General features: G+C 39.4%; 19 protein-coding genes. 5 read left to right on the top strand and 14 right to left on the bottom strand.

Annotated elements, in window-relative coordinates; all coding sequences use genetic code 11:
• The first annotated feature begins 12 nt into the window (after positions 1-12).
• On the top strand, positions 13-690 hold the full coding sequence (locus ABIB30_RS04255) for a metal-dependent hydrolase (RefSeq protein ID WP_354299509.1): 678 nt from the start codon (positions 13-15) through the stop codon (positions 688-690).
• A 99-nt stretch (positions 691-789) separates the two neighbouring features.
• Here ABIB30_RS04255 and polA read toward each other — a convergent pair whose 3' ends face one another.
• The 6 genes from polA to trmB all read right to left on the bottom strand — a co-directional run bounded on the left by polA (position 790) and on the right by trmB (position 6,345).
• Positions 790-3,603: a DNA polymerase I gene (gene polA / locus ABIB30_RS04260; RefSeq protein ID WP_354299510.1), complete on the bottom strand. Its 2,814-nt coding sequence runs from the start codon at positions 3,601-3,603 to the stop codon at positions 790-792.
• 107 nt (positions 3,604-3,710) lie between these two features.
• The gene (locus ABIB30_RS04265) at positions 3,711-4,406 is read right to left on the bottom strand and encodes a CPBP family glutamic-type intramembrane protease (protein WP_354299511.1); all 696 of its coding nucleotides are present in this window, start codon (positions 4,404-4,406) and stop codon (positions 3,711-3,713) included.
• Positions 4,407-4,970: a DNA-3-methyladenine glycosylase I gene (locus ABIB30_RS04270; RefSeq protein WP_354299512.1), complete on the bottom strand. Its 564-nt coding sequence runs from the start codon at positions 4,968-4,970 to the stop codon at positions 4,407-4,409.
• 9 nt (positions 4,971-4,979) lie between these two features.
• Positions 4,980-5,321 carry a carboxymuconolactone decarboxylase family protein gene (locus ABIB30_RS04275; protein WP_041882030.1) on the bottom strand — a complete coding sequence of 114 codons (342 nt, stop codon included), beginning with the start codon at positions 5,319-5,321 and terminating at the stop codon, positions 4,980-4,982.
• A gap of 47 nt (positions 5,322-5,368) precedes the next feature.
• Positions 5,369-5,695 carry an MGMT family protein gene (locus ABIB30_RS04280; RefSeq protein WP_354299513.1) on the bottom strand — a complete coding sequence of 109 codons (327 nt, stop codon included), beginning with the start codon at positions 5,693-5,695 and terminating at the stop codon, positions 5,369-5,371.
• Complete coding sequence (trmB, locus tag ABIB30_RS04285) at positions 5,695-6,345, bottom strand: tRNA (guanosine(46)-N7)-methyltransferase TrmB (RefSeq protein WP_354299514.1); 651 nt, start codon at positions 6,343-6,345, stop codon at positions 5,695-5,697. Before trmB ends, ABIB30_RS04280 begins: the two co-directional genes overlap by 1 nt.
• A gap of 117 nt (positions 6,346-6,462) precedes the next feature.
• Here trmB and fcl point away from each other — a divergent pair, with 117 nt between their 5' ends.
• A complete protein-coding gene (gene fcl, locus ABIB30_RS04290) occupies positions 6,463-7,392 on the top strand; it encodes a GDP-L-fucose synthase (protein WP_354299515.1) in 930 nt (309 codons plus the stop codon).
• A gap of 67 nt (positions 7,393-7,459) precedes the next feature.
• Positions 7,460-8,392, top strand: a complete 933-nt coding sequence (locus tag ABIB30_RS04295) for a hydrogen peroxide-inducible genes activator (protein WP_354299516.1) — start codon at positions 7,460-7,462, stop codon at positions 8,390-8,392.
• Between the two features lie 56 nt (positions 8,393-8,448).
• Here the strand turns inward: ABIB30_RS04295 and ABIB30_RS04300 are convergent, their stop codons facing one another.
• From ABIB30_RS04300 to ABIB30_RS04310, 3 genes are all read right to left on the bottom strand, one after another.
• Entirely contained in the window at positions 8,449-9,054 is a 606-nt protein-coding gene (locus ABIB30_RS04300) for a superoxide dismutase (RefSeq protein WP_354299517.1), read from the bottom strand.
• Positions 9,055-9,134: 80 nt separating this feature from the next.
• Positions 9,135-9,608 carry a nucleoside deaminase gene (locus tag ABIB30_RS04305; RefSeq protein WP_354299518.1) on the bottom strand — a complete coding sequence of 158 codons (474 nt, stop codon included), beginning with the start codon at positions 9,606-9,608 and terminating at the stop codon, positions 9,135-9,137.
• A 5-nt stretch (positions 9,609-9,613) separates the two neighbouring features.
• On the bottom strand, positions 9,614-9,949 hold the full coding sequence (locus ABIB30_RS04310; protein WP_068404862.1) for a tRNA-binding protein: 336 nt from the start codon (positions 9,947-9,949) through the stop codon (positions 9,614-9,616).
• 90 nt (positions 9,950-10,039) lie between these two features.
• Between ABIB30_RS04310 and ABIB30_RS04315 the strand changes: the two genes are divergently transcribed.
• Both ABIB30_RS04315 and ABIB30_RS04320 read left to right on the top strand, forming a co-directional pair.
• Entirely contained in the window at positions 10,040-11,227 is a 1,188-nt protein-coding gene (locus tag ABIB30_RS04315) for a class I SAM-dependent rRNA methyltransferase (RefSeq protein WP_354299519.1), read from the top strand.
• Positions 11,228-11,310: 83 nt separating this feature from the next.
• Positions 11,311-12,222 (top strand): bestrophin family protein, encoded by a 912-nt coding sequence (locus ABIB30_RS04320; protein ID WP_354299520.1) that lies wholly within the window; start codon positions 11,311-11,313, stop codon positions 12,220-12,222.
• Positions 12,223-12,225: 3 nt separating this feature from the next.
• On the opposite strand, the gene ABIB30_RS04325 is transcribed toward ABIB30_RS04320, so the two are convergent.
• The 5 genes from ABIB30_RS04325 to ABIB30_RS04345 form a co-directional block, all read right to left on the bottom strand.
• A complete protein-coding gene (locus tag ABIB30_RS04325; RefSeq protein ID WP_354299521.1) occupies positions 12,226-13,281 on the bottom strand; it encodes a nucleoid-associated protein in 1,056 nt (351 codons plus the stop codon).
• Positions 13,282-13,325: 44 nt separating this feature from the next.
• Positions 13,326-14,108, bottom strand: coding sequence for a TerC family protein (locus ABIB30_RS04330; protein WP_354299523.1), 783 nt, complete (start codon positions 14,106-14,108; stop codon positions 13,326-13,328).
• A gap of 78 nt (positions 14,109-14,186) precedes the next feature.
• Positions 14,187-15,467: a DUF4097 family beta strand repeat-containing protein gene (locus ABIB30_RS04335; RefSeq protein ID WP_354299525.1), complete on the bottom strand. Its 1,281-nt coding sequence runs from the start codon at positions 15,465-15,467 to the stop codon at positions 14,187-14,189.
• Complete coding sequence (locus tag ABIB30_RS04340; protein WP_354299527.1) at positions 15,464-16,006, bottom strand: hypothetical protein; 543 nt, start codon at positions 16,004-16,006, stop codon at positions 15,464-15,466. Before ABIB30_RS04340 ends, ABIB30_RS04335 begins: the two co-directional genes overlap by 4 nt.
• Entirely contained in the window at positions 15,996-16,553 is a 558-nt protein-coding gene (locus ABIB30_RS04345) for an RNA polymerase sigma factor (protein ID WP_354299529.1), read from the bottom strand. Before ABIB30_RS04345 ends, ABIB30_RS04340 begins: the two co-directional genes overlap by 11 nt.
• Between the last annotated feature and the right edge of the window lie 58 nt (positions 16,554-16,611).

The following is a 16,611-nucleotide window of genomic DNA, read 5'->3' on the forward strand; positions in this document are numbered from 1 at the left end:
ACACAAATAAAGATGAAATACACCTATTACGGACAATCCTGCTTCCTCTTGGAAGCTGATGGAAAGAAGTTTCTATTTGATCCATTTATCACGCACAATGCACTTGCTTCAGCTGTTGATATTTCAAAAATTGAGGCTGATTATATTTTGGTAAGTCATGGACATGGTGACCATGTAGCCGACCTTGTTCTTTTAGGAAAACAAACTGGTGCGGTTATTATTGCAATGCCTGAGGTTGCTGCATGGGCAGAAAAACAAGGACTGACTAACATTCATCAAATGAATTACGGCTCTGCGAAATTTGACTTCGGAAAATTACGTATGGTCTGGGCTACGCACTCAAGTTCAATGCCTGATGGTAGCTACGGTGGGAATCCTGCAGGATTCGTGCTGGAGACAGGAGGAAAAACGATCTATTATGCAGGTGATACTTCGCTGAATCTTGACATGAAGATTCTTGCTGAGTTGTATAGTTTAGATTATGCGATTCTGCCAATTGGTGGAAATTACACCATGGATGTAGATGATGCTTTGATTTCAACTAAATACATTAATTGCAGCAAGGTGATCGGTGTTCATTATAACACATTCCCTGCCATTGAGATTGATACGAAAGATGCAGTTGAAAAATTTGGGAGAGAAGGCAAAGTGTTATTGTTACCGGAAATAGGGGAAACAATTCAACTTTAAGACAGGTTATTGACCGCAGCGTCAATAGCTACCAAAGAAAAACCCGGCATTCTGTTTTGAGAAACAAGATGCCGGGTTTTTTATAGTAAAGAATCCTTCTTAATGTGCTTCCAGCCAGGTATTTCCTTCGCCGATTTCAATTTCAATAGGCACAGTTGTTTTGATAGCAGTCTTCATCCGGTGTGTGATAATTTTCTTCATCGCATCCACCTCCGATTTCAACACATCAAACACCAACTCATCATGCACCTGCATGGTCATTTTCGATTGTAACTTCTGATCCTTGATATCCTGATGAATATGGATCATTGCGATCTTGATCATATCAGCAGCAGACCCTTGAATTGGGGCATTGATTGCATTTCGTTCCGCAAAACCACGAACAGTCTGATTAGCCGAATTGATATCTCTCAGATATCTTCTTCTACCCATCATCGTCTCTACAAAGCCGTTTTCACGAGCAAAGTTCATCGTATCCGTCATATATCTTTTGATACCTGGATATTGTGCAAAGTACTGCTCGATCATCTCCGCAGCTTCTTTTCTAGGTATACCCAGGTTCTGAGATAAACCAAAAGCAGATTGCCCGTAAATAATACCGAAATTTACCGCTTTTGCATTACGACGCTGCGCAGAATCTACTTCCTCAATGGTAATTCCGTAAACCTTGGCTGCTGTTGCCGTGTGAATATCAATTCCTTTGCTAAAAGCATCCAGCATGTTTTCTTCTTTACTGATATCAGCAATGATACGAAGCTCTATCTGCGAATAATCTGCTGAAAGCAACAAATGATCCGCATCTCTTGCAATAAATGCCTTACGAACTTCCCTGCCACGTTCTGTACGGATAGGAATGTTCTGAAGGTTCGGATTATTTGAACTTAATCTTCCCGTAGCTGCCACTGCCTGATTATAACTAGTATGTACACGGCCTGTCTTTGGGTTAACTAATAAAGGAAGTGCGTCTACATAAGTTGATTTTAACTTTTGCAGCTGACGGAAATCAAGAATATCTTTTACAATATCACTTTTATGCGCCAGAGCCGATAAAACATCTTCCCCGGTTTGATATTGACCTGTTTTCGTCTTTTTTGCTTTAGGATCAAGTTGTAGTTTATCAAAAAGAACTTCTCCCAATTGTTTTGGAGAAGCCAGATTAAATACGACTCCTGCTTTATCATAAACACTTTGCTCAAATCTGCGAATGTCAACTTCCAGGTCTTTAGAATAACTGATCAAAGTTTCCATATCAATTCTAACGCCCTCTTTTTCCATATCTGCAAGGACATAAACCAGCGGGTTCTCAATATTGGTGATCAGTTCTTCTGCGTTCAGGTCTTTTAATATTGGCCTGAAAACATGAGCAAGCTGTAAAGTAACATCAGCATCTTCTGCTGCGTAATCTACTACGCTTTCTACAGGCACATCTCTCATCGTTCCCTGATTTTTTCCTTTCGGGCCAATCAGCGTAGTAATAGAAATTGGTGTATAACCTAAATAGTTTTCTGAAAGTACATCCATATTGTGACGCGTATCAGGATCTATCAGGTAATGTGCCAGCATAGTATCAAATAACTCTCCTTTGATATCTACGCCATACCATTTAAGTACCAGAATATCATATTTAATGTTCTGGCCAATCTTGCCTATCTTCTCATTCTCCAGTACCGGCCTGAATTCATCAACAACCGCTTGCGCTTCTGTCTGATCTGCAGAAACAGGAATATACCATGCTTTTCCAACCTCAATACAGAAAGAAAGCCCAACCAGCTCTGCTCTGTTTGCATCAATTCCGGTCGTTTCGGTATCAAATGAGATATTTTCTTGCTGAAGCAGCAAATCAATTAATACTTTTCTTTTCTCTGCTGTATCTACCAGCTGATAATCAGGTTTAGTATCTGCAATTGTTTTTCCTACCGGAGGCTGCTCAAATAAGTTAGGTAATTGTTCAAATGTTTTGGCTTTGCTAACCGGCTCGTCTACTGCATTACCAAATAAATCAGTTTGCTGTGATACATTTGCTTTTGCATCTCCGATACTGAAACCATCTCCGAATACCCTTTTTCCTAAAGTACGAAACTCCAGTTCTGCAAAAAGAGGTTCTAATAATTCCCGGCTGGGTTCTTCTAATAATAAAGATTGCTCATCAAATTCAACAGGAACATTCAGGATAATAGTAGCTAGTTTTTTAGAGATCATCCCCTGGTCAGCAAACGCAATCACATTTTCGCGCTGCTTACCTTTCAACTGCTCTGCATTGGCAATAATATTCTCCATAGAACCGTATTGTTTGATCAGCAGCTTTGCAGTTTTCTCCCCTATTCCCGGGATTCCAGGAATATTATCGACAGCATCCCCCCATAAACCAAGAATATCAATGACCTGTAATACGTTTTCTATTTCCCATTTCGCAAGGACTTCAGGAACGCCGATTATCTCCATGTCATTGCCCATTCTTGCTGGTTTGTAAATAAAGATATTATCAGAAACCAACTGCGCAAAATCTTTATCAGGCGTCATACAGAAAACTGTGAATCCTGCTTTTTCAGCTTCTTTAGCCAATGTTCCTATAATATCATCTGCTTCAAAGCCATCCTTTGTAATTACGGGAATATTAAAGCCTTCAATCAATTTAAAGATATAAGGTAGAGCAGCTGATAAATCTTCTGGCATGCTTTCCCGGTGTGCCTTGTAAGCAACAAAATCGGTATGTCTTTCGGTAGGTGCATCTGTATCAAATACTACCGCGATATGACTTGGTTTTTCCTTTTTAAGGACTTCCATTAAAGTATTGGCAAAGCCCATTACTGCGGAGGTGTTGATACCGGTAGAGGTAAATCTAGGGCTTTTACTTAATGCAAAATGCGCTCTGTAGATCAACGCCATACCGTCAAGCAGGAAAAGTTTCTTCATTAGTATATATTTATATTTTTATCAATATTGAACGCTGTCAGCTACTCCACAGGTTATCTGCCCAAAGTTAACATCTGTAGATGAGCTAACCTAATTTGCGATTATTTTTAGTATTTCGAGATAAATAAAAGCACAGGGAAGAAATTGTACATTGCATGAAGTGCAATAGAGTATTTAAGCCCGTAATTCATCCGGGTATATCCCAGAATAAGCCCCACAGCCAACTGAGGCAAAGTGTATAATATTCCCAGCGGTAACAGACTAATCCCCTTCTCATAGTTACTAAGATGTACCAGCGAAAAACAGATCGCGGTCAGGTGAAAATGCCATGGAAAGATGCGCTCCCAGAATTCAAACTTTAAAGTAATGCTCCGGGCAAGGTTATACCGGTAAATAAAATATAAAATGATAAAAATAAAAGGGCTGACCAGGTAGGCCCAGTCTGTTTGAGTGAGCGCACTTAAAAATGCTCCACAAATCAAGGCTATAAAAGCAAGGCTGCCTGTAAAGCGTCTCAGCTGAGCTCTGAAAAGAAGTTCTTCAGATAAAGGCGCCCAAATTACAGCCATTGCAAAGAGTACAATCTTTGACATCTTTTTATGGTCAATTACAGATGGCCCGGGATCAGGGATCAGCTTCAGTCCGATTAGTAAGCTGAGTAAAATCCCGCAGCCAATACCCGCAACGATACAAATCAATGCCAGTTTCAGTAATAAATTAAAAGGCTTATCTACCTTTTCCGGGATTCTGACCAAGTAGGGACGCTTCAGGTAATTTGTTAAATCATCAATGAGCTCCAGCATTTAGCGTGCAATACAGCCCTCAATGTGATCATTAACCATTCCTGTAGCCTGCATATGCGCATAACAAATCGTTGTTCCGAAAAACTTGAAACCTCGTTTTTTCATGTCGCTGCTAATGGCGTCAGATATTTCTGTTCTTGCCGGAACTTCTGCCAGGGATTTGAAATGACTAACAACAGGTTTCTGGTCTGGTAAAAATCCCCAGATATAGTTGGAGAAAGAACCAAACTCTTTTTGTATCGTTATAAAAAGCTGTGCATTTTTAATGGCAGAATTGACTTTGAGCTTATTTCTGATGATTCCAGTATCATTCATTAACCGCTCCGCATCGGCCTCTGTAAAAGCCGCAACCTTTTGCACATCGAAATCAGCAAAAGCTGCGCGATAGCCTTCACGTCTGCGTAGAATTGTAATCCAGCTTAAGCCAGCCTGTGCTCCTTCCAGAATCAGGAATTCAAATAAAATCTGATCATCGTGAACAGGTTTACCCCATTCTTCGTCATGGTATTTTATATACAATGGGTCTGTTCCACACCATCCACATCTCTTCAATTCTACGCTCATGTGGTAATATTACATGCTTAATTCATCCCAGTACTCTACCGCGCGGCGATAATGCGGGATAACGATAGAACCACCAACCAAATTAGCAATCATGAATACTTCATTAATTTCCGCATCATTCACGCCTGCATCAAAGCATTTTTCTAAATGATATTTGATACAGTCATCACAACGCAAAACCATGGAAGCCACTAAACCCATCATTTCTTTACTTTTTACATCCAATGCGCCAGCGGCATAGGTTGTGGTATCCAGCGCAAAGAAACGCTTGATGTTTGTATTGGCAGTTTCCATGATTCTATCGTTCATTTTTGAACGGTAGTCATTAAATTCTTCTACTAGTTTACCCATATAATATTTAAATAGCTGGTTATAGCATTTGTATTGTTTATAACTGATTACAGCTCTAATGCAGGATCCCAAAAATGAATTTTGAAGTCCTTTATCTTATCCTGTTCAATGACCAGTCCTTCATTCTCTAATAATTCCTGCATCAGTTCTGGCGTGGGAAAATGAAATTTCCCGGTAAGCAAACCTTTATGGTTTACCACCCGATGCGCAGGTATAGGAGGTAATGCATCATGAGCATTGTTCATTGCATAGCCTACTAAACGGGAAGATTTTCCAGCTCCCAGTGCTTTCGCAATTGCGCCGTAAGAGGTCACTCTCCCTTTTGGGATTAACCTCACTACTTCATAAACCTGCTCATAAAATGATTGTTCCATTAGTCCAGAGAAAATTGAATGTAATTTATGTTTTTATCTTGTTTTAAATAGATTCTTTCATAATGTGTTTTGATCTTTAATACTTCATCGTAGAATTCTGAAGTATATAAATGATCAGTCTTTTTATAACAAGGCAGATTCAGCTCTTCAACCTTTTCAACTGTATATGCATACAAGCCGTCATTGTCAGTCTTTAAATTAATCTTACCACCTGGTTTTAAAAAGCCTTTATACTTGTTCAGGAAACCTGGAAAAGTTAATCTCTTCTTTTCTCTGCTGTCTTGCGGCTGCGGATCGGGAAAAGTAATCCAGATCTCATCTACCTCATTTTCATCAAAGTAGGCCGCAATGTCCTCAATCTGTATTCTTAAAAACGCCAGGTTATTGATGTTTTCATCTACTCCGGTTCTTGCACCTCTCCAGATACGGTTCCCTTTTAAATCTATGCCTATAAAATTCTTCTCGGGGAAAAACTTAGCCATATTGACTGAATACTCTCCTTTACCACAAGCCAGCTCCAGTACTACCGGATTGTCGTTTTTAAAATGCTGCACTGCCCATTTGCCTTGAAGCGCCATTCCTTCCTCCATCTGATAGACATTCGGGAAGGTATCAATTTCAGCAAATTTCCTTAACTTATCTTTACCCACTATTATTTTTTTTATGCAAAAATACAATTTAATCTTTTCTGCGTCTGTTTAATTTTAGATGCGTGGTTATGCTCGTCTCTAATTCGTATTTTTGCAGGAACATTACTTCAGAACAAATTGGAAAAGAGCGCAAAAATTTATATCGCAGGCCATCGTGGGATGGTAGGGTCAGCTATTCACCGTAAATTGCTGAGTGAAGGTTATACAAACCTGGTTACCCGGACTTCTTCAGAATTAGACCTGCGTAACCAGCAGGCCGTAACAGACTTTTTTGCAACGGAGAAACCCGATTATGTATTTCTTGCTGCTGCAAAAGTAGGCGGAATTATCGCTAACAATACCTACAGAGCTGATTTTCTCTATGAGAATTTGTCCATTCAGAATAATGTGATTCATCAGGCTTATGAAACAGGGGTCAAAAAATTGATGTTCCTGGGTTCAAGTTGTATCTATCCGAAATTAGCTCCTCAGCCCTTAAAAGAGGAATATCTTTTAACAGGTTTGCTGGAAGAGACTAATGAACCTTATGCAATTGCTAAAATAGCAGGCATCAAATTATGTGATGCTTACCGTGCCCAGTATAATTGTAATTTCATTTCTGTCATGCCCACTAATTTATACGGTTACAATGACAATTACCATCCTCAGAACTCCCATGTACTGCCTGCGTTAATCCGCAAGTTTCATGAGGCAAAAGTTAACGGTACACCAGAAGTTGTGATCTGGGGATCAGGCTCACCGATGCGTGAATTCTTATTTGCGGATGACCTGGCCAATGCCTGTTATTTCTTAATGCAAAATTACAATGAGCCTCACCTGATCAATATCGGCACCGGAGAGGATTTAACGATAAAAGACCTGGCGCTACTGGTTAAAAAAGTGACGGGCTTTGAAGGTGAACTTACTTTTGATAGTACTAAACCAGATGGTACTCCCCGCAAATTGATGGATGTATCGAAATTACATAGCCTTGGATGGAAACATCAGGTTGAATTGGAACAAGGAATCCACCTGGCTTACCAGGATTTTCTGGCTAAACATATTTAATCAATTTTAGCCAGCCGTCATATAACTAAAGTTTATACATTTGTAAAAGAAAATAAACTTTAGCTATATGACCTTAGTTCAACTAGAATATATTGTAGCTGTAGATACGTACAGAAGCTTTGTTGGCGCAGCCGAAAAGTGCTTTGTGACCCAGCCAACACTGAGTATGCAGGTACAAAAGCTGGAAGAAATGTTAAATGTTAAAATATTTGACAGAAGTAAACAACCTGTTATCCCTACAGAAATCGGCTCTCAAATTATTGAGCAGGCTCGCTTGATTCTTCAGGAAAGCCAAAAAATAAAAGAAATCATCAGCAGTCAGCAGCAGGATATCGTTGGCGAACTTAAAGTAGGCATTATCCCTACTGTAGCTCCTTACCTATTGCCACAGGTCATTGCCTCCATGATGGAAAAATACCCTGACTTAAAGCTATTGATCTGGGAGTATACCACCGAAGACATCATTCATCATCTTAAAACCGGCGTACTGGATTGCGGAATATTAGCCACCCCGCTTGGTGATAATTCAATCACAGAAATCCCGATGTACTATGAGAATTTCGTAACCTACATTAGTAAAAACAGTAAGCTCTTTAAGAAGAAAAATATCGACGCAAATGATCTGGAAGATGAAAATATCTGGTTGTTGAACGAAGGTCACTGTATGCGTTCCCAAGTGCTGAATATTTGCAGGTCTACTAAAGATAACCGCTTACAGGGCTTAACTTATAATACCGGAAGTGTGGAAACCTTGATCCGCATGGTAGATATGAATAATGGTGCTACTTTATTGCCTGAGCTGGCTTTAGCGGAATTAACTCCTAAACAATTGAGTAAAGTAAGGACATTTAAATCTCCTGAGCCTGTCCGTGAGATTAGTTTGGTCACTCACAAGAACTATATCAAGAAAAGGATGCTGAATGCGCTTAAAGAAGAGATCTTAGCGGTTATCCCAAAAGCGATGAAGCAGAAGAAGAAGAAAGATATTGTAGGGATTTAAAATAAAAAGGGCCTAACCTGAAGTTATGCCCTTTTTATTTAATATTTCTTTAAAGCTTACGCTTTTTTGAAACGTTCAGCAACTGCATCCCAGTTTACTACATTCCAGAATGCAGCGATATAATCAGGACGTTTGTTTTGATATTTTAAGTAATAAGCATGTTCCCAAACATCCATTCCTAAGATTGGAGTACCTTTAACTTCAGCAATATCCATTAATGGATTGTCCTGGTTAGGTGTAGAAGAAACAACTAATTTACGGTCAGCACCAACGCTTAGCCAAGCCCATCCAGAACCAAAACGTGTAGCACCAGCTTCAGCGAATTTAGTTTTGAAATCAGCGAAAGAACCGAAAGCAGCTTTGATAGCTTCAGCTAATTCACCTGTTGGCTCACCACCTTTATTGTGTCCCATAACTTCCCAGAACAAAGAGTGGTTAAAGTGACCACCTCCATTGTTTCTTACTGCTGCAGGAAACTTAGAGATGTTTTTAACGATTTCTTCCAGACTTTGAGAAGCCTCAGGTTTACCTTCTAAAGCTTTATTTAAATTAGTAACATAAGCCTGGTGATGTTTATCATGGTGAATTTCCATGGTAGTTTTATCGATATGCGGTTCTAATGCATCTGTTGCGTAAGGTAACGCAGGTAATTCAAAAGCCATATTATTGTATATTTAAGTTTAAAAATTAATGGTCCACAAAGATAACATTCGAGGTTAAGTATTGTTCAGGATTTTGTCATTTACCCTCGTTTGTTCTCAAAGAAACGCTTCATCAACTGTGCACATTCCAGTGCCAGCACTCCTTTTTGTGTTATCGTTTTTGGATGCAGCAAATTAGCATTTTTACTCGTAAATCCACGCTTCTCTTCCGAAGCGCCATAAACGATCCTGCTGATCTGCGTCCAGTAGGCCGCACCAGCACACATCACACAAGGCTCCACAGTTACATAAAGCGTGCATTCCTTCAGATACTTACCGCCCAATGTTAAACTTGCTGCCGTAAACGCCTGCATCTCGGCATGCGCAGTGACATCATTTAACTGCTCAGTAAGGTTATGTCCGCGTCCAACGATCCTGCCCTTACAAACGATTATCGCTCCGATCGGAATTTCCTCCTGATCAAAAGCTATTTGCGCTTCCTGCAAAGCAAGGCGCATATAATGCTCATCTTCTTGTGGTAGATCCTTTTCTTCAGAAAAATTATAATAACTCATTTAGTTTAACACAATTTACTGCCATTGGGTACTTTCCCCAGCAGCGTTGTCAATACAATACTTCCATCTTCATCCGCAAATCCAGTAACCAGAAACTCTGACATAAACTTGCCAATTTGTTTCTTAGGGAAGTTCACCACGCCAACAATCTGTTTGCCAACAAGCTCTTCTTTAGTATAGTGAGCGGTGATCTGCGCACTGCTCATTTTCTGCCCATATTCTCCAAAATCCACCTTTACTTTATAAGCCGGTTTCCGGGCTTCAGGGAAATCCAGGACTTCTAAAATTGTGCCTGCTCTTAATTCGACCTTCTCAAAATCATTCCAGTCAATAGTTTCCATATTCGATCTCGTGTTTGTACACCGATAAAATTACGAATCTTCAGCTTATAATGCCCTATGTTCACTATTGCTTTTTGTTACCTTTGTAACATGATTGATGTTGTACTTAAAAAAGGCAAAGAAAAAGCCGTCCACCAAAAACACCCCTGGGTATTTTCAGGAGCTATAGATAAAGTTAAAGGTAGTCCATTGAATGGAGAGGTTGTCAAGGTTCTTGCAGCCGACCAGTCCTTCTTAGCTTATGGCTATTATAATGGCCAATCACGCGTAGCAGTGCGTTTATTGGAATGGGAAGAAGACAACATTATTGATAAGGCCTGGTATGAAGTGAGATTGAAAGACGCGATTGCCTCACGTGCGCACTTACTGAGCGATCAGCAAACAAATACCTGTCGTTTGGTATTTAGTGAGGCCGATTACCTGCCTGGGCTGATCGTTGATAAATACGCCGACTACCTTTCTTTACAAATCCTGAGTGCAGGAATGGAGAATGTTAAAGCAGAACTGATTGAGATCTTAATTGCAGAATTAAATCCAATCGGGATCTTTGATAAAAGTGATGCCAATGCACGTACACACGAAAACCTGGAGGTTTCACAAGGCTTACTTTGGGGAGAAACTCCACCAGAGTTTATCGAAGTCAAAGAAAATGGCGTTCGCTATCATATCAATATTGCAGACGGACAGAAATCTGGTTTTTACTGCGATCAGCGTGATAACCGCGAAATTCTTGCAGCTTATACCAAAGACAAAGAAGTACTGGATTGCTTCTGCTACAGTGGCGGATTCACTTTAAATAGTTTAAAACATGGCGCGAAACATGTAACCAGTGTAGACAGTTCAGCGCTGGCTATGGAAACCTTAAAACATAACCTTGGTTTAAACGGCTTCATGGAACATCAGCAAACCAGTGTACAGTCTGATGTGAATAAACAACTGCGCGTTTTTAAAGAAGACGGGAAATTATTTGATGTTATCGTACTTGATCCGCCAAAATATGCGCCTTCAAGATCTGCTTTAGACAGAGCTGCACGTGCTTATAAAGATTTAAATAGATTAGGGATGCTATTGCTTAAAAAAGGCGGTATCCTGGCTACTTACTCTTGTTCAGGCGCTGTTGATCTGGAAACTTTCAAACAGATTATTGCATGGGCAGCATTGGATGCTGGCAGAGAAGTACAGATCATCAAACAATTCCACCAACCAGAAGATCACCCGGTAAGAATTTCGTTTCCAGAAGGAGAATATCTTAAAGGTTTATTATTGAGGGTATTGTAATAGAAATAAAAGTATTTTATTCATAGGGGTAGCAAACAAATTTGCGTTTTGTTTGTAGATTAGACAAAACGCAAATTTCCCGGATGCTAATAGTACACAATATCAGGTTAAGCCGTATTCTAAGGAATACCTGGCAAGTAGACCTTATCATGATCTTTTCCTGCACAGGAGCGTATCTGACCAGAGCGTTCCTGATTAAACACAACTTTGAGATCCCAGCTATCATTCCTACCGTTTTAGGTACAGCGATAGCTTTTTTTATTGGATTTAATAATAACCAGGCTTACGACCGATGGTGGGAAGCCCGCAAAATCTGGGGCGCTTTAGTCAATGATTCCCGATCATGGGCCAGAAGTGTAATCACCTACATCTCTCAGAATGAGATGAGCAACCAGGAATATAAAGTATTAAAAGATAGAATGGTTCGCCGTCATATTGGCTTTCTGTATGCCCTGAAAGCCAAACTCAGAGATGCAGTTGATGAAAACTACCAGCAATACCTGGACGAGGCCGATCTGAAAGAAATCAATCTCCACAGTAACGTACATAATGCCATTTTAACCTTGCAATCCAGAGATCTGCAACAATTGAGTAAAGATGGACTAATTGATGGTTTTCGTTTTATGGAGATGAACCAGCTGCTTGTTAAATTCTCCGATCATATGGGAAGAGCTGAACGGATCAAAAACACCGTTTTCCCGACAACCTATAATTATTTCACGAAAGTCTTTATCTGGTTATTTGTGGTCTCACTAACCCTGGTAGTTAGCCATGAAGCAGGTGTCTGGGCTATTTTTATTGGCTGGCTGGTTGGTTTTGTTTTTGTATCTACACAGATCAATGGGATGAGCCTGATCGATCCTTTCGAGAATAACTCATCTTCAGTGCCGCTGAACCAGATTACAAGAACGATAGAAATCAACTTACTGGAGATGATCGGCGCAGAAAAAATTCCTGCGCCAGTTAAGCCCATCAATGATGAATATATCTTGTAAACCTTATTCTTCTTCTTTAAAATAAACCTTGTAGTAATTCATGGATTTATCATCGTCGAACCCTTTTTCGATGAGTTCTTTATTGCCATGAATGTAGATATGGAAGTTTTTATCCAGTTTCAGTACACTTTTAAATGCTTTAGCCTGCTTTTTAACCGCAGCTCCTGAGATATCAAAACTATCAGCTATAGGAGTTTCAAATTCTTCCTCATAACTCTTTTTATAGTTTTTGAAAGATTCGATCCCCTCTTTATTTCCAATAACTTCGTTAGAAAACTCATCCATATCAAAGCTTTCTTTCTCTTTGAAATACTTCATAGAGCGGTTCAGCAGATCTATCTTGTCTGCCTTGGTGATATCGTACTCCTGATCCAGTTTTTCGGTTACAAAGCTTTTATAGACGCCTAATACGTTCTTGGTCTGATTGTAATTATCATTTCGAACCTTAAGCTTCAAAAACTCATCTTTCCAGTAAACCGCTTCATTGCTCTTATTGGTCTGATCGATAACCGCAACTTTATACCCTTCTTCTTTTTCGGTATTAAAAATAATGCAGCCCTTATCCAGTTTATTAATATTAATCGCATCTTCTTCGTAACTCAATGCAAAACCTGCTTGTTCAGGAGAAACTTTCAGATAAGTCTCTTTGGTCTCTGATTTAAAAATACCAATTGCATCATGCAGCTCACCTTCTATCTGTACATTTTCGAAATAAACTACATATAGCTCACCAGCCTTGATTTTAGGATGATTAGAAGTATCGTAGAGGTATTTTGCCAGCTGCTCACTATTCTTATGAAAGAGTTCTCCAGTTTCAAATACCTGCTCAACGAAATGATAAACTTCATTCAGGTTTAAGTCATCGTTCGGGTGAAAGAAACGAAAAACCTCATTCGTTTTTTCATAAGGACTTAAAAAATACTGGAGCAGCACGTTCTTCAAATGCTCATCCTGAATTTGCATGGAGGCTTCAGACAATACATAAAACTCATCTTGTGCTTTGTTGCCAATTCTATGTATAGAAAGCTCTGAAAGAGACGCTTCTGGAAAATAAATCATATACGCTGTAATTTTTAGCTTGTTTAACGAGTCGCAAAAATACTTTATTTTTCCTCTTTTGCGGTATTTCTAAGCTCCACAGGTTTCGTAGATTTCTTCTTCATTCTCAGGTTCAGCATCTCTACAAGTACAGAGAATGCCATTGCGAAATAAATATATCCTTTAGGAATATGCTGATCAAGACCTTCTGCCAATAACGAAACGCCGATTAACAACAGGAAGGAAAGTGCCAGCATTTTCACAGTAGGGTGATTATTCACAAAATCACTGATTGCATTGGCAGAAACCATCATAATAATTACAGCTATAATTACAGCAGCAATCATAATCTCAACATGGTCTGCCATTCCAATTGCAGTAATTACAGAATCTAAAGAGAAAACAATATCTAAAACAAGAATCTGGGCAATTACACCAGCAAAAGAATGTACTTTAACTTTTCCTTCTTCCTCCTCTTCTCCTTCCAACTTCAGGTGAATTTCATGGGTACTTTTATAGATCAAGAACATTCCTCCTATGATCAGAATCAGATCGCGTCCTGAAATAGCCAGTTTCTCCAACCATTCTTTGTTGTCCAGGCTAATCCATTCACCAACGTTAAACAACGTGGCTGTCAGGCTCATTACCCAACTTAGTGATAAAAGCAATAATACACGGGTAATCATAGCCAGTCCTAGTCCTAATTGTCTGCCTTTTTTTTGCTGATGTGCAGGCAATTTTCCCGAAAGAATGGAGATGAACACAATATTGTCAATTCCCAGCACGATCTCTAAGATAGTCAGGGTTAACAGTGAGATCCATGCTTCGGGTGTACTAAAGAATTCCATATATTAAAGGTTTGCTGTAAAGCTAAAAAAAAAGCTTGTTGAATTATTCAACAAGCTTTATACTAATTAGTTTTTTTATTACCTGAAAGTAACAGATCCATAATCCGATTTTATCCGGACAGCTACTCTTCCGCCACTCCCGATTTTGCCGGTATAGTTTTTCGAATTATCATCATCCTGTGATGCTGCCTGACGTACAGCTACCCGATCTCCGGATTTAAATCCACTATAACTGGTTTGTACGTTGAAATCACCATTGAAACCATCAGCGAACTTTAATTTTGTATCTACATAATCTGCATCAATCGTTAAGTTCCTGCATCCTGCTCCTACGTCAACGATATCAAAATTATTATAACTCATCTTAAAATAACCATCGCCCCTTAAAGCACCAATTTCTACATTAGCATATTGTGACTTCAGATCAAGTTTACCCACGGTTCCAATTTTAATATTATTGTATTGCTGCCTGATAATTGCGTTCCCTTTGATATTATCAACCCTGACATTCGCATATTGTATATCAAGGTCAAGGTTATTGACATTGGTAATGCTGATTCCAGAACCATATTGCTGCCTGATGATTGCATCCCCCCTTATCGTATTGATACGAACGGTTACATATTGCGCATTTAAATCCAGTGTTCCGGCAGCTCCAATAGTCAGGCCTGATCCATATTGCTGTTTAACAACCGCTTTATTAATATCAGTAATCGTTGTTTTGCCATACTGAACAGAAACATAATTATTTGCGTTGGATAGTTTTCCGGCAATAAAGTCTCCATATTGTACTTTTGCATAAAGCGGGCCGGCAAAATCATCCATATTGACATTACCAAATTCCTGTGTTAAAGTCAGGGAGTTTGTAGCTGGCATATAAACGACATAATTCACCTTTACTTCTCTTCTGCGGCCACGTCCCGACCATCTGCTTCCACTACCTATGTTTGTTTTACAAGTAACCATATCTCCGTCTTTATCCGCAGAAATATTAACCTGATCAATTAATCTTTGAGCCTCTCTGTCTTCGTTGCTAAATGCTTTGATTGACACATCGATTTTAATTTCTTTCTTGTCCCAGACTTTAATCACCATCCCTCCATATTGATTGTGAAGATTTATTTTATCTGACGGGCTTAAAGAAAAGCTCTTGCTGAAGGTCTTTGAACGCATTGGATCATCTCCATTTTGCGTATCTGTACTTTGCTGAACTGCATGAGACGAGCGATTAGAACGAGACGAACTGCCTGAGTTTGCCGTATAGACAGGCTCATTACTAACTTTCGCGTTTGTTTCGGTCTGTGCATTGGTCATACTAAATGAACATAGCAGAGCGCCCGCAAGGATCAGATTTTTCATATACTATTCTCCTTTTTATATTGACTAACTTCATTAATAATTGACAATTGCTGATTTAACAGCTGAATCTGGATTTCCAGGTTCCTGACCATTGCTTTTACGACCATCTGCTGGTTCGGACTACCGGCCATTTCTTTGTTTAACCCTTCATAAGTTTTATTCAGAACCTCAAAATCTGCTTTAAATTTGCGGTAGAGTTCAGGATTTGTTTTTGCATAAGCCTGTAAACTATCTTGTTTCTGTTCAATTATACTTACAAATTTAACCTGTTTCTGTGCATAAGCAGGGTTTACATCCTCCACGCTGATCTTTCCTCTTTTTCCAGGAATTACATACAGGAACGTGATGCCCAGCACCACGAGCAGTGATGCAGCAATCCCAGACCATAACTGAAGACTAAAAGTCCTTTTAAGTTTTTTTTTCTGCTTTTCTTGTTTATCCAGTTCTGCTTCAATTTTATCCCAGAGGCCCGCTGAAGGCCTGTCCGTATCGAACTCCCGCTTATTATCTCTGATAAAATCTTCTAATTTAGTACTCATCTCTTGCTCCTCTCTTTTCTAATATATTTCTCAACTTGGTTTTTGCTCTCATTAATTGTGAACGGGAAGTAACTTCCGATATCTTCAGGATGTGGGAAATCTCTTCATGGTCATAACCCTCAAATAAATAGAGTGTAAGTACCACTCTATACCCATCTGCCAGTCCTTTCACCGCTGCTTTAACCTCATCTACTCTCCATTGCAGGTCTTCCTGATCCGCTGATTCCTCTGCCACAATCTCTACCCCATCTAGATTTGTAAACTCCACTCTTCTTTTGCGCAGACAGTTAATGGACTTATTCACGATGATCTGTTTTAGCCAGAGGCCAAAAGTGGTATCACCCCTGAAATCGCTAATCCGCAAAAAAGCATCCAAGAATGCCTCCTGTACAACATCTTCAGCTTCAGCTTCATGGTTCACTATCCTCAGCGCAGCGCAGTACATAGCTCTTTCATACAATTTGTATAATTCAAATTGTGCGGCCCGGCTACCTTTCCGGCAAGCGTTAACCAGGTCTATATTCTTGTCTATGTATACTGCTTCCAATGTTCTTCGTATTCGTTATAAATGACATCATGATTTATCAAACGTTGCATTTTAATAA

The sequence above is a fragment of the Pedobacter sp. UYP1 genome, from assembly GCF_040547305.1.
Lineage (GTDB): Bacteria > Bacteroidota > Bacteroidia > Sphingobacteriales > Sphingobacteriaceae > Pedobacter.